Below are 13,293 nucleotides of genomic sequence, written 5' to 3'. Positions count from 1 at the left end.
ATAGGATAATAAATAAACAGGGATTCCTTGTCCCTGTTTATTTATTTTTAAAAGTTTGGAGTAGGTACTGTGGATAGATTGGTCATTAATGCGTTAACGAGAGAGAAACGATTTGCCTTGTTAAAAAACGACAAGCTCGAACGACTTTACATCGAGCAGCCTAAACATAAATCTTTAGTCGGTGATCTTTTTCTTGGTACGGTTGAAAAAGTAATCCCAGGGATGAACGCTGCGTTTGTCGATTTTGGTGAGGAGAAAAAGGGATTTCTTTATCGAGATAAAGTTCCTAAATATGTTTTGGACGAAAACAAAGAAAAAAAACAGCGAAATATTTCTGCCTTTCTCCACCAAGGAGAGAAGCTGCTTGTGCAAGTCGAAAAAGATGCTGCTGGGACGAAAGGAGCGAGGTTATCAGCAATTATTGAATTGTCAGGGAAACATATCATCTATATGCCCACTGGAAAATATATCGCGGTTTCGAAAAAGCTAGCAGATCCAAAGGCAAAAAAATGTTTGCGTGAGTTTGGTGAGCAGCTAAAAACTGGAACGGAAGGATTGATTTTCCGAACAAGCTCGGCGCATGTACAGGAAGACATACTGGAACGTGAATTAAATGACTTACGCGAGCAGTATCAACAGCTTGAGAAGCGTGCAAAAAACATGAGAAAGCCTGGATTAATCGAGGCGTATGATGCTTTTTATGATGAACTAATACAAACGATGGACAATATGTCTGCGGGAGAAGTGATCATCGACGATTTACCTTTGAAGAAAAAGCTCGAACAATATGGCCAGCATCTCGATGTAAGCTATTATCATGACAAGGAAAACATTTTTTCTGTTTATGAACTTGAAAAAGAAATTGAACGAGCAATGAGGAAAACAGTCTGGCTTGAGAATGGTGCCTATTTGATCTTTGATGAAGCAGAGGCGTTAACAATCGTTGATGTGAATACAGGAAAATATTCGGGGAAAACGGAATTAACAGAAACGGTTTTCAAAACAAATAAACTAGCGGCTGTTGAGGTTGCTCGCCAGCTTCGGCTCCGTGATATTGGCGGCATGGTCCTCATCGATTTTATTGATATGAAAGATGTTTCAGACAGGGAAGCAGTTGTAAAAGTGATGGAAACTTCGCTTGCTGAAGATGGACGCAGAACGAGAATTATTGGCTTTACCGAACTGGGGATTCTTCAATTAACTCGAAAGAAAACAAAGCTCTCTATCTCTGAAGCTCTAACAACGAGTTGTCCGACTTGCACCGGAACAGGGAAAGTATTAAGTGCTGAGACTGTCGCTTTTCGCCTTGAGCGTGAGTTGTGGGAATACCGGCACGTCGATGAAGAGGCTGTTTTCATTGCAGCGACACCGGACGTGATCGAAGTATTTTCGGGAAACGGAAATGTTCATCGCTCGAGAATCGAAGAGAGTGTTGGCTTGAAAATTGTTTGGAGTGAGACATCTGCTTCTAAGCCTGAATATCGAATTTTACAGCTAGGATCAACAGCTGAATTCGCTCGCAAAGGAAGAAAAGAAACTTAATAATCCATTGACACATATTCAACTCTATGATAGTATTTTTATGTTATGTTTGTAGCGCACCCGTGCTACAACCGCACAGACCAGGTAACGATAAGATTTGCTTTTTATGAGCAAACGCCTGCGGATGGCGAGTCTGAGTCTAAGAGGAGGTGCAGTGGAATGTACGCAATTATCGAAACTGGTGGTAAGCAAATTCGTGTAGAGGAAGGACAAGCAATCTACATTGAAAAGCTTAACGCAGAAGCTGGTGAAACAGTTACTTTTGACAAAGTTCTTTTTGTTGGTGGAGATAACGTGAAAGTAGGAAGCCCGGTTGTTGAGGGTGCTTCTGTTTCGGCTAAAGTTGAAAAACAAGGCCGTCAAAAGAAAATCATCGTTTTCAAACTCAAAGCGAAGAAGAACTACCGTAAAAAGCAAGGTCATCGTCAACCATACACTAAAGTTGTCATTGAAAAAATCAATGCCTAAGGTTGGCTAACATGATTGACGCTGTCATTTATCGTACAGAGTCCGGTGCCATTCATTCTTTTGCGATTAGCGGCCATGCATTTTATGCGGAACGGGGTCAAGATATCGTCTGTGCAGGCGTATCTGCTGTATCCGTTGGAGCGATAAATGCTGTGCATGCCTTAACCGGTGTCACTCCTGAGATTGATCATGATGAAGACGGATTTCTCCGCTGTACATTGCCGGAAAGTCTTCCGAGCCGTATAAATGAGAAAGTTCAACTTCTTCTCGAGGGAATGGTTGTCTCATTGCAGACGATTGAGGAAAATTATCGAGAACACATAAAAATAACCTTCAAAAAGTAGGAGGTGGAATACATGTTATTAAAATTGGATCTTCAGTTGTTCGCTTCTAAAAAAGGAGTAGGTTCTACGAAGAACGGACGTGACTCTCACTCGAAGCGCCTTGGTGCTAAGCGTGCAGACGGTCAATTCGTTTCTGGTGGTTCTATCCTTTACCGTCAACGCGGTACAAAAATTTACCCAGGTGTAAACGTGGGTAAAGGTGGCGACGATACACTATTTGCGAAGGTTGACGGCGTAGTTAAATTCGAACGCCTTGGCCGCGACAAAAAGCAAGTGAGTGTTTACCCAGTTGCTCAAGAAGCTTAAGTTGTTAAAAGAAACCCTAAACGGAATGTTTATGGGTTTCTTTTTTTCCTAACGCATAAGTGCAACTACGCCTCTGTCTTCGCCTTTAGGGCTCGCCAATCGGCGAGTTTTCTTTATCTTCTTTACTACCAAAGTCTACATTTTCCTCCTGATTTTGCTTACCTTTTCAAGCTTTTTTGTTATACTAACGTAAGATAGTTTTTACGATTAGGAGCATTTGTATGAAAAAAGAGTGGGATACGTTAGAGGTATTGAAACATGCACGACATGATTGGTTAAATAAACTGCAATTAATTAAAGGGAATTTGTCATTAAATAAGGTTGATCGGGTAAAGGAAATTATTGAAGAAATCATTCTAGATGCGAGACAAGAAACGATGGTAACGAATCTTAATCTTCCTCAATTCGCTTCTACATTGTTAACCTGCAATTGGGAACAACATTATTTTCTACTTGATTATGAGGTGGCCGATTTTCCTCGAAATCACAAACTTGACGATCAATTGCTTTCGCAATGGCTCAACCAACTGTTTGAAGTCCTCGATAAGTCAATTGAAAAATATCACGAAAATCATCTCTCAGTCACGATCCAAGCGAAAGAGGAGGAGGCCCATTTCTTTTTTGATTTTAGCGGTCTGATTACCAATCCTACTTCCTTGTTTCAATTTCTCGAAGAAACGTTTGATTCGTCGCTTAAAATTAACGTAATAGATAAAACAGAAGAGGAACTCTCATTTGAGGTTTTTACGAACCCTTCATAAAGGGTATGATAATATTGAATTTCAACTTATAGGTAAAATCTAAATTTCATATAGGACAGGTGGTATTTAAATAAATGTTTGTCGATCAAGTAAAAGTATATGTTAAGGGTGGCGATGGTGGCAACGGAATGGTTGCTTTCCGTCGGGAAAAATATGTCCCAAACGGTGGCCCTGCAGGTGGCGATGGTGGGAAGGGCGCGGATGTTGTATTTCAGGTGGAAGAAGGCCTGCGTACGCTAATGGATTTTCGATATCAGCGCCATTTTAAAGCACCACGTGGAGAACATGGCATGTCAAAAAATCAGCATGGGAAAAATGCGAAAGATATGGTTGTTAAGGTTCCACCTGGAACTGTCGTTACCGACGCAGAGTCGGGTGAGGTCATTGCCGATTTAACGGAACATGGGCAGCGAGCGGTCATTGCTAGAGGAGGACGTGGTGGCAGAGGGAACAGCCGGTTTGCCACGCCAGCGAACCCAGCACCAGAATTGTCAGAGAATGGCGAACCAGGTCATGAAAGGGATGTTGTCCTTGAATTGAAGCTGCTTGCTGATGTAGGACTTGTCGGCTTTCCGAGCGTTGGGAAATCGACGTTATTATCTGTCGTATCCGCAGCTCGTCCGAAGATTGCAGAATATCATTTTACAACCATTGTTCCAAACCTCGGTATGGTCGAGACAGAAGATGGCCGGAGCTTTGTCATGGCTGACCTGCCTGGATTAATTGAAGGTGCTCATTCTGGTGTTGGTTTAGGTCATCAATTTTTACGACATATTGAAAGAACGAGAGTCATCATTCATGTTATTGACATGGCCGCGGTTGAAGGTCGAGACCCGTTTCAAGATTATTTAATCATTAATAAAGAGTTAGAGGAATACAATCTTCGTTTAACTGAGCGTCCACAAATTATTGTCGCTAATAAAATGGACATGCCTGATGCAGCTGAAAACCTTCAAAATTTTAAAGAGAAATTAACAGATGATCACACAATCTTTCCAATCTCGGCGTTTACGAGAGAAGGCTTGCGTGAATTGTTATTTGCAATTGCTGATAAGCTTGAACAAACCCCTGAATTTCCATTGCTTGAAGAAGTGGAAGAAAATACGGAGATCAATCGGGTCATTTATAAACATGAAGAGGATAAAGATAAATTCACGATTACAAGAGATTCAGATGGGACGTTCGTCATTGCTGGCGCAACCATTGAGAAAATGTTTAAAATGACAAATTTTGCTAGTGAAGAGTCAACCCGAAAATTTGCTCGTCAAATGCGAGGGATGGGGATTGATGATGCTCTCCGTGAACGCGGAGCGAAGGACGGAGATACGGTACGGATCCTCAAATATGAATTTGAGTTCGTAGAGTAACAACGGGGTGGAGAAATGAAGCTTAACAATGATGATAAGAAATTTTTTCTTGTCAGAGAAGATGTGCTTCCGGAGGCAATGAAAAAAACTTTAGAGGCGAAGGAAATGATCGAGCGCGGCAAAGCCGACTCAGTATGGGATGCGGTTCAGCGTGTGGATTTAAGCAGAAGTGCTTATTATAAATATCGTGATACCGTTTATCCCTTTCACACAGTGGTCAAAGAGCGAATCATAAGCTTGTTTTTTCATCTTGAAGATCGTTCTGGTACATTATCTGAATTGCTAAGTCTCGTCGCTTTCTCAGGCTGCAATGTCTTGACAATTCACCAGACAATTCCATTACAAGGAAGAGCGAATGTCACATTAAGCTTGAATATAGGGGATATGAAGCTTGAAATGGATGAATTGCTCGCAAGGCTGCGCAAACTAGAATTCGTTGAAAAAGTTGAGGTCCTCGGATCAGGTGCCTAATATAATCAGTGTTTAGTCAGTGGGAACACCCCATTGACTAACATTTATTTTTTGAAAAATGGAATAGTTCTTTTTTGGGAGAGTGGAGAAATTGAAAATAAGTTTTTTAGGGCCAAAGGCCACTTTTACGGATGTCGCTGTTCGGCGTTTGTTTCCATACGTAGAAGCAACACCGTTTGTAACGATTCCACAATGCATCGATGCGGTAGCGGATGGTAGCTCAGATTTCGCTCTCGTACCGATTGAAAATGCACTTGAAGGTTCTGTTAATATTACAATGGATTATTTAATTCATGAAGTGTCCCTACATATTATTGGGGAGGCTACAGCACCGATCAAACAACATTTAATGGTTCATCCCGATAATCAAAACGACTGGAAGGAAACAAAATTGATCATGAGTCATTCACATGCATTAGCGCAATGTCATAAATTCCTTCATCGCGAAATGCATGGGATTGCCAGTGAAGGAATGACATCTACGGCTGCCGCTGCCAAGTATGTGAAAGAGTATCCTGAGCAGCCATTAGCAGCAATTGCAAATTCACTTGCTGCAGAAGAATATGGATTAGTGATCGTTCAAGAGGATATTCATGACTTTAATTATAATCATACTCGTTTCGTTGTCTTATCAAGGGAAGAGCGTCCAATGCCACAAACAGCGGTGCTAACTAGCGGCGAAAAGACGACGCTCGTCGTTACACTCCCATCCAATCGGACCGGGGCACTTCACCAAGTGCTTTCAGCGTTTTCTTGGCGTAACTTAAGTTTATCTAAAATTGAATCTCGTCCGACGAAAACAGGTCTTGGTAATTATTTTTTCATTATCGATATTGAACAAAGTATGGATGAAGTTCTGATTCCAGGGGCAATAGCTGAACTTGAAGCACTAGGTTGCACAGTGAAAGTACTTGGAAGCTATCCATCTTTCAAACTATAAAACCTCATTTCTATAAAGACAAGTGACGATTATTTGTTAACAAAAATAACAGGCGGAACACTCATTTTAAAAAAGTGTTCCGCCTGTTGTTTTAAAGGTTAATAAGGAAATTTGCTCTTCTCATAGCTTTCTCAGCTTCGTCGAGTACTTTCTCCGTTTCAGCTTGAATCGTATGGAGATGAATGCCATTCGTTAATTCAAGAAGATATCCTCCATTTGTTTTTTTTATCTTCTCCATAAAGTGTTTTACTTGTAGTCGATTGGAAACCATAATGGAGGCAGTCAAATCACCATATACGGGGTGTTCAATACGGACATCTTTTACTGTGACCCCATGGTCGACAAGTAAATTTAATTCATCCTCCGTTTCTTCAGGCAAATGACTGCAAGCGATTGTTCGTTCCACAAGAGTGGTAGATGAGGAGGGACGCATATAAAGGTACCCTTGACTCGTTGCAATAATCGGTTCGTTTTTCGCTTTTAAAAGGGTTATATCATTAACAATCACTTGGCGGCTAACATTTGCTTTTGCTGCTAATTCACCTCCAGTGACAGGGGTACTGCTTGATTTTAACAGGTTTAATAAGAGGATTCTTCGTTCATCGCCTAATATCTTTTTTTGTGCTTTCATTTTTTCCTCTCCTTCATCGGCTTCGTGTAAATTGTAACATATGGCTATTTAAAATTTCATTTCCGGTTAGTCCCGCAGCTGGAGAAGTAGTTGAGCCAATTTTTTCACATCTGCCTCTGTTGTTTGTCTCCCGAAGGAAATCCGGAAAAACTCCTTTGCCATTTTTCCGTCAATCCCCATCGCAGTCATCGTTTTAGATGGTTCCAATAAGCCGGTATGACAAGCTGTTCCGGTTGAAACTGCATAGCCATTTCGATTGCATTCGAGCATCATCCATTGGCCTTCTTTCCCATGAATTCTCATTCCAATGATGTGAGGCAATTGTCGGTTATCCTCCAAGTGATAAATGGTTACTTGTTCCTTAAACTCATTAAAATGGTTTAAAAATAAATTTCTTAACGAAGTATAATGGCTTCGTTCTTTCTGTAGTTTATTAATGGCTTTCTGGGCAGCGCTCGTCATTGCGATGATTCCGGGAACATTAACTGTTCCGGGACGAAAGCCTTTTTCATGGGTTGTACCAGTTAGGAACGGTTTCCGGGGATGGCGTGGGTTCACGAAAGCTACGCCTGTACCTTTTGGTCCGTAAAACTTATGACCGGAAATTGACAGCGCATCAACAGCTGAGGCAACTTCTTGTATCTCTACTTTTCCAAAACTTTGAACACAATCGCATTGAATAAAAATTCCCTTTTCTTTACATTTAGTGCTAATTTCGATGATTGGTTGCAATGTTCCAATTTCTGGGTTTGCATGTTGGATGGAAACAAGTACGGTATCCTTTCTTATTGCCTGTTCTACATCGGCAACATTAATGACTCCTTCAGCATTCAATGGTAAATACGTAATTTCATATCCTTCTTCTTCAAGTTTTTTCATCACGTTTATAACGGATGAATGTTCAGCTATGTTCGTAATAATATGCCGCCCTTTGCTCTTCGTGGCTGATAATAAAGCATATATGGTTAATAAGTTGCTTTCTGAACCTCCAGATGTGAAAAAGACGCCATCTCGTTGAACATTTAACAGCTTTGCCATTTCCATCCGGCAGTTTTCAAGAATCTCTTGAGCATGTGAGCCAATGTCATGAAGGCTCTGACTATTTCCGGAGTAATCTGTTGCTGCTTTTACATATAATTCTGCTGCGTCGTGATCGAGCGGACAGCTTGCTGCATAATCAAAATATTTCATGGTCACAGCTCCTAAAATATAAAAATATCTTGTCATTAGTTTAAATCTATGTAAATATAAGTGTCAAGACACCTGTAATATCAGGAGGTAAGAAAAAACATGAAAAGAACAAATGTGTTGATTGTCGGAAGCGGGATTGCTGCTCTACAGTTAGCATCTACGATAAAGAATTATTTTAATGTGATAGTTCTCACAAAGTCAAATATTACAAAGGGGAATTCACATTTGGCTCAAGGAGGGGTAGCTGCTGCAATTAGTGAAGGGGACCACCCTGATCTCCACTATCATGATACTTTAGAGGCGGGGCGTTATCATAATGATCATGAGGCAGTTAGGTCAATGACGGAGGAAGCACCTCACATAATTACAGAACTTGTTCAAGCTGGTTGTAGCTTTGATAAAACCGCAGATGGTTATCTGAAACTAGGGATGGAAGGAGCTCATTCACAAAAGAGAATCGTCCATAGTGGTGGCGATGCAACTGGTAAAGCCATCATCGAGTATCTTGTTTCTAAATTAGGCCCTAATATAACCGTTAAAGAAGACGTTTTTGTTTATGAGTTGCTAGTCAATCAATCTGGAAAATGTGTCGGAGTAAAAGCCAAGGTCTCTGACGGAACAAATGAACGTTTCTATGCAGACCATGTTGTCATTGCAACAGGGGGATGCGGACAGTTGTTCAGTTTCACATCGAATGCCGAAACGGTAACTGGGGATGGCTTAGCGCTAGCTTATCGTGCAGGAGCGGAGCTTGTGGATATGGAGTTTATTCAGTTTCATCCGACCCTGCTATTTGTGAATGGACAAACGAAAGGCCTTGTTTCTGAGGCTGTCCGCGGTGAAGGTGCAAAGTTAGTGACTGAAGATGGCAAATATATTATGGACGATGTTCATCCACTAAAAGATTTAGCACCAAGACATATCGTTTCTCAAACCATTTATGATTATTTAAAAGCAGGAAAACAAATCTATTTGGATATTCGTAACATTGATGAGTTTCCAGATCGATTTCCAACGGTTACGGCACTTTGCCGACAGTCAGGAATTGATGTGGAGAAGGGGAAAATCCCAGTTGCTCCTGGAAGTCATTTTTTAATGGGCGGGATTAAAACAGATCGTCTCGGGCGTACAAGTATTGATGGGTTATATGCGATTGGCGAAGCTGCTTGTACGGGTGTTCATGGTGCAAACCGCTTGGCGAGTAATTCATTGCTTGAAGGGTTAGTTTTTGGGAGACGACTTGGAAACTGGTTGAGCAGTTTTGAGCATAAAGAACGACCGAATCAAACAGAAGGAAAAAGCAGCAAGGTGAGCAAAGCAAAGAATTTATCTCTTCCAGATAAACAAGTATTACAGCAGACGATGATGGACCGCACCGGTATCATTCGGAATTCTCCAGCATTAACCATGCAGAAAAGCTGGTTGGAGTCTCATAATATTCATAGCTTACTAGATATGAGTTTAGATGATTATTCAACAGAAGAGATTACGAAAATCTTTATGCTTATTACCGCTTGGTTAATCACCGATGCTGCATTAGCCCGAACGGAAAGTAGGGGTGGGCATTTTCGTGTAGATTATCCGTTTGAGGATGACAAAAATTGGTTGAATAAGCGAATCATTTTTAAAAGAAAAAAGGTAAAGGATGGTCGTGTTGAACAAATTAAAACTGCGCTTACAACTTGAACAGTTTTTTCTAGAGGATATTGGAGATCGAGACGTTTCAAGTGATTTGATATTTGGGAAGGCTGGATCAGGAGAAATCGTGTTTATCGCAAAGGAATCAGGCGTATTTTGTGGAGAAGAGGTCATTCGAACAGGTTTCGAGTTATTAGACAAAACAAGTATTGTTGAAATGATGACCTCAGATGGACAACAAGTGGACAAGGGACAAAAGCTGGCCATCGTTAAAGGGAACATTGCCGAGTTGTTAAAGGGTGAAAGAGTGATCTTAAATCTAGTTCAGCGAATGTCTGGAATTGCAACGAAAACAAGGGAAGCGGTGCTGACCCTTGGAAGTGTTACCACTAGAATTTGTGACACGCGCAAAACAACGCCTGGGTTAAGAATGCTTGAGAAGTATGCCGTCCGTTGTGGGGGAGGATTTAACCATCGTTATGGGCTTTATGATGCGGTAATGATTAAAGACAACCATATTAGTTTTGCTGGCAGTATTACGAAAGCAGTGAGTGAGGTTAGAGAACAAATTGGACATATGGTGAAAATTGAGGTTGAAACGGAAACGAAAGAACAAGTGCTTGAAGCAGTTGCCTGCAAAGTGGACTGTATTATGTTTGATAATCGGACACCTGCTGAAATAAAGGAGTTTATTCCTCTTGTACCAGAAGGAATTATGACAGAGGCATCAGGCGGTATTACGTTAGACAATCTTTCAAGCTATCGTGAAACAGGTGTTGATTATATTTCCTTAGGGTTTTTAACCCATACTGTCAAAGCATTAGATATAAGTGTTAAGGTGAACATTTAAAAGGGGGAGTTTCAATGGATCTACTAAACACAATGCCGAAGGGGTTACCGGATAAATATCGACAGATGACAACCGAACAACTTGAAGCGAGAGTTAGAGAAATTAAGGAAAAGCTAGGAGATAAATTATTTATTCCTGGTCACCATTACCAAAAAGATGAAGTCATTCAATTTGCGGATGCGACGGGTGATTCATTGAAATTAGCCCAGTTATCAGCTGAAAACCGTGAGGCAGAGTTTATCGTCTTTTGCGGGGTCCATTTCATGGCAGAAACAGCTGATATTTTAACGACAAACGAGCAGAAAGTTTTTCTTCCTGATATGAGAGCTGGATGTTCAATGGCAGATATGGCGGATATTTATCAAACAGAACGAGCATGGGAAAAGCTAACTGACCTTTTTGGGGATACGATTCTGCCGTTAACTTATGTAAATTCAACAGCAGCGATTAAATCATTTGTTGGCGAGTATGGAGGAGCAACGGTTACCTCATCTAATGCCGAAAAGATGGTGCGTTGGGCGTTTTCACAAAAGGAAAGATTACTGTTCCTACCTGATCAACATCTCGGTCGGAATACTGCTTATAACATAGGAGTCGATTTAGATGAAATGGCCGTTTGGGATCCAATATCAAACGAGTTAGAGTTTAATGGTCCTATCGAAAATATAAAGGTTATTTTGTGGAAAGGGCATTGTTCCGTTCACGAAAATTTTACAGTTGAAAATATCCGTCAAGTTCGCAAAGACTATCCTGAAATGAAAATTATCGTTCATCCAGAATGCCGGCGCGAAGTTGTTGCTTTGTCCGATCTAGCCGGATCAACTAATTATATCATTCAGGCGATTGAAGCCTCACCTGCCGGTTCCTCATGGGCAATAGGAACGGAACAAAACTTAGTTATGCGAATCATCCAACAACATCCGGATAAAAAGATTGTTTCATTAAATCCGCATATGTGCCCTTGCTTGACGATGAATCGCATAGATTTGCCGCATCTACTCTGGAATCTTGAAGCAATTGAACAAGATGGTGGACATAATCGAATTGAGGTAGATCCTGTTATTGCTGCGAATGCTAAAAAAGCGCTAGATCGTATGCTTGAACAATCATAATGGCCAAATTAAATACCCCATAAAGGGGTATTTTTTTGTTTCTCACGAAAATAACGAATTTTGGGCTCATCTATTTTTACTGGAAAAGCTTTAATTTTAGGCGGACTTCATATACATGATGAGAGAAGCATAAGTTTTTTTGAAGATTAATGGCAAAACGCCTACACGAACATACACTATATGGACTTATGCCATAGGAGGGGAAACATGAAGATCCATATCGTACAGAAAGGGGATACTCTTTGGAAGATCGCCAAGAAGTACGGCGTGAACTTCGAAGAGCTGAAACAGCTGAATACTCAGCTCAGCAATCCTGATATGATTATGCCTGGTATGAAAATAAAAGTTCCGACAACAGGGGGAACAATAAAAAAAGAAGTGCCAATCACTGAGGCAAAAATCAATTGGGGGAGCAAAAAAGAGGCGCCAAAAAAAGAGCAACCGATCATAAAAGAAAAGGAAATGCCGCTTCCTGTGAAGGAGGAGCAAAAACCACTCCCTGTAAAAGAGGAACAAAAACCTTTACCAGTAAAAGAAATGCCAGCTCCGAAACCAATCATGGAGAAACCAAAACCGATACCGAAGCCGATGCCAAAACCAATTATGGAACAACCAAAACCAGTACCGAAGCCGATGCCAAAACCAATTATGGAACAACCAAAACCAGTACCGAAGCCAATGCCAAAACCGATCATGGAACAACCAAAACCAATACCGATGCCAATGCCAAAACCAATCATGGAGCAGCCGAAACCAGTACCAAAGCCATTGCCAAAAGAAACAGCTATTAAGCCATTTGCACCGAAGATGCCACAGATGATGATTCCTGAAGCAAATATGAATCATTATTATATGCAAAATATGGGAAATATGCCGTTGCCAGAGCAACAAATGCCAGCGCAAGTCACTGGGAAGAAGTCAGATTTTAACCCATCTGCACCAGTGTTTGGGGAAGAATCATCCTCAATCATTCCGATTAATCAAGGAGGTTTCGAAGATTCTATGATACCTTATCCACATAATTTCCCGACGTCACCAGGTTTCCAAGTTCAGCAGCACCAAGTAATGCCTGGTAGTGAAGGTTTTGATTCTTCTGCATTTGTTCCAATGCCAAATTTACCACCGCAACCGATTCAAGGCGCAGGGAAAATACCAAAGCAGATGCCATTTGCACCGGCACCAACGTATCCAATGATGCAGCCAACCCCGATCTCTCCGATGTTTCCAGGTTCTGGGGTGGGTGCGCCCTATGGATACCATCATCCGCAAATGCCACATGGAATGATGCCGCAAGTAGCAGGAGCCATGGATATGCAAATGCCATATGGAATGATGCCGCAAGTAGCAGGAGCCATGGATATGCAAATGCCGCATGGAATGATGCCGCAAGTAGCAGGAGCAATGGATATGCAAATGCCGCATGGAATGATGCCGCAAGTAGCAGGAGCCATGGATATGCAAATGCCGCATGGAATGATGCCGCAAGTAGCAGGAGCCATGGATATGCAAATGCCGCATGGAATGATGCCGCAAGTAGCAGGGGCCATGGATCAAATGCCGCATGTGGCAGGAGCGTGGGACCAAATGCCGCATGTGGCAGGAGCGATGGATCAAATGCCGCATGTGGCAGGAGCGTGGGACCAAATGCCGCATGTGGCAGGAGCGATGGATC

At 41.5% G+C, this 13,293-nt stretch carries 14 protein-coding genes and 1 other annotated feature; of the genes, 12 read left to right on the top strand and 2 right to left on the bottom strand.

The genetic code is table 11. The features are described from left to right. The first annotated feature begins 69 nt into the window (after positions 1-69). The 8 genes from GNT69_RS09025 (at position 70) to pheA (ending at position 6,199) form a co-directional block, all read left to right on the top strand. Positions 70-1,542: an Rne/Rng family ribonuclease gene (locus GNT69_RS09025; protein WP_203554615.1), complete on the top strand. Its 1,473-nt coding sequence runs from the start codon at positions 70-72 to the stop codon at positions 1,540-1,542. A gap of 59 nt (positions 1,543-1,601) precedes the next feature. Further along, positions 1,602-1,687, top strand: a sequence feature (ribosomal protein L21 leader region). A 14-nt stretch (positions 1,688-1,701) separates the two neighbouring features. Beyond that, entirely contained in the window at positions 1,702-2,010 is a 309-nt protein-coding gene (gene rplU / locus GNT69_RS09020) for a 50S ribosomal protein L21 (RefSeq protein ID WP_203554614.1), read from the top strand. A gap of 11 nt (positions 2,011-2,021) precedes the next feature. After that, on the top strand, positions 2,022-2,354 hold the full coding sequence (locus tag GNT69_RS09015; RefSeq protein WP_203554613.1) for a ribosomal-processing cysteine protease Prp: 333 nt from the start codon (positions 2,022-2,024) through the stop codon (positions 2,352-2,354). A gap of 12 nt (positions 2,355-2,366) precedes the next feature. Then, positions 2,367-2,660, top strand: coding sequence for a 50S ribosomal protein L27 (rpmA, locus tag GNT69_RS09010; protein ID WP_203554612.1), 294 nt, complete (start codon positions 2,367-2,369; stop codon positions 2,658-2,660). 221 nt (positions 2,661-2,881) lie between these two features. Beyond that, positions 2,882-3,421: a Spo0B C-terminal domain-containing protein gene (locus GNT69_RS09005; protein ID WP_203554611.1), complete on the top strand. Its 540-nt coding sequence runs from the start codon at positions 2,882-2,884 to the stop codon at positions 3,419-3,421. Positions 3,422-3,495: 74 nt separating this feature from the next. Then, positions 3,496-4,788: a GTPase ObgE gene (gene obgE / locus GNT69_RS09000; protein WP_203554610.1), complete on the top strand. Its 1,293-nt coding sequence runs from the start codon at positions 3,496-3,498 to the stop codon at positions 4,786-4,788. Between the two features lie 15 nt (positions 4,789-4,803). Then, positions 4,804-5,259 carry an ACT domain-containing protein gene (locus tag GNT69_RS08995; RefSeq protein WP_203554609.1) on the top strand — a complete coding sequence of 152 codons (456 nt, stop codon included), beginning with the start codon at positions 4,804-4,806 and terminating at the stop codon, positions 5,257-5,259. Positions 5,260-5,350: 91 nt separating this feature from the next. Beyond that, positions 5,351-6,199, top strand: a complete 849-nt coding sequence (gene pheA / locus GNT69_RS08990; RefSeq protein ID WP_203554608.1) for a prephenate dehydratase — start codon at positions 5,351-5,353, stop codon at positions 6,197-6,199. A 91-nt stretch (positions 6,200-6,290) separates the two neighbouring features. Here the strand turns inward: pheA and GNT69_RS08985 are convergent, their stop codons facing one another. Together GNT69_RS08985 and GNT69_RS08980 are read right to left on the bottom strand one after the other, a co-directional pair. Next, positions 6,291-6,830: a transcription repressor NadR gene (locus GNT69_RS08985; RefSeq protein WP_203554607.1), complete on the bottom strand. Its 540-nt coding sequence runs from the start codon at positions 6,828-6,830 to the stop codon at positions 6,291-6,293. 66 nt (positions 6,831-6,896) lie between these two features. Continuing rightward, positions 6,897-8,021 (bottom strand): IscS subfamily cysteine desulfurase, encoded by a 1,125-nt coding sequence (locus GNT69_RS08980; RefSeq protein WP_203554606.1) that lies wholly within the window; start codon positions 8,019-8,021, stop codon positions 6,897-6,899. Positions 8,022-8,120: 99 nt separating this feature from the next. On the opposite strand from GNT69_RS08980, the gene nadB reads away from it, so the two are divergent. From nadB to safA, 4 genes are all read left to right on the top strand, one after another. Continuing rightward, the gene (nadB, locus tag GNT69_RS08975; protein ID WP_203554605.1) at positions 8,121-9,707 is read left to right on the top strand and encodes an L-aspartate oxidase; all 1,587 of its coding nucleotides are present in this window, start codon (positions 8,121-8,123) and stop codon (positions 9,705-9,707) included. Further along, complete coding sequence (gene nadC / locus GNT69_RS08970) at positions 9,676-10,509, top strand: carboxylating nicotinate-nucleotide diphosphorylase (protein WP_203554604.1); 834 nt, start codon at positions 9,676-9,678, stop codon at positions 10,507-10,509. Before nadB ends, nadC begins: the two co-directional genes overlap by 32 nt. A 14-nt stretch (positions 10,510-10,523) precedes the next feature. Then, positions 10,524-11,621 carry a quinolinate synthase NadA gene (nadA, locus tag GNT69_RS08965; protein ID WP_203554603.1) on the top strand — a complete coding sequence of 366 codons (1,098 nt, stop codon included), beginning with the start codon at positions 10,524-10,526 and terminating at the stop codon, positions 11,619-11,621. Positions 11,622-11,828: 207 nt separating this feature from the next. Further along, the coding region (safA, locus tag GNT69_RS08960; RefSeq protein WP_203554602.1) for a SafA/ExsA family spore coat assembly protein at positions 11,829-13,293 on the top strand (1,465 nt) is incomplete at its 3' end.

It is taken from the genome of Bacillus sp. B15-48, from assembly GCF_016879755.1.
Classification (GTDB): Bacteria; Bacillota; Bacilli; order Bacillales; family Cytobacillaceae; genus Mesobacillus_B.
This window is presented reverse-complemented; position numbering and strand designations above follow the sequence as displayed.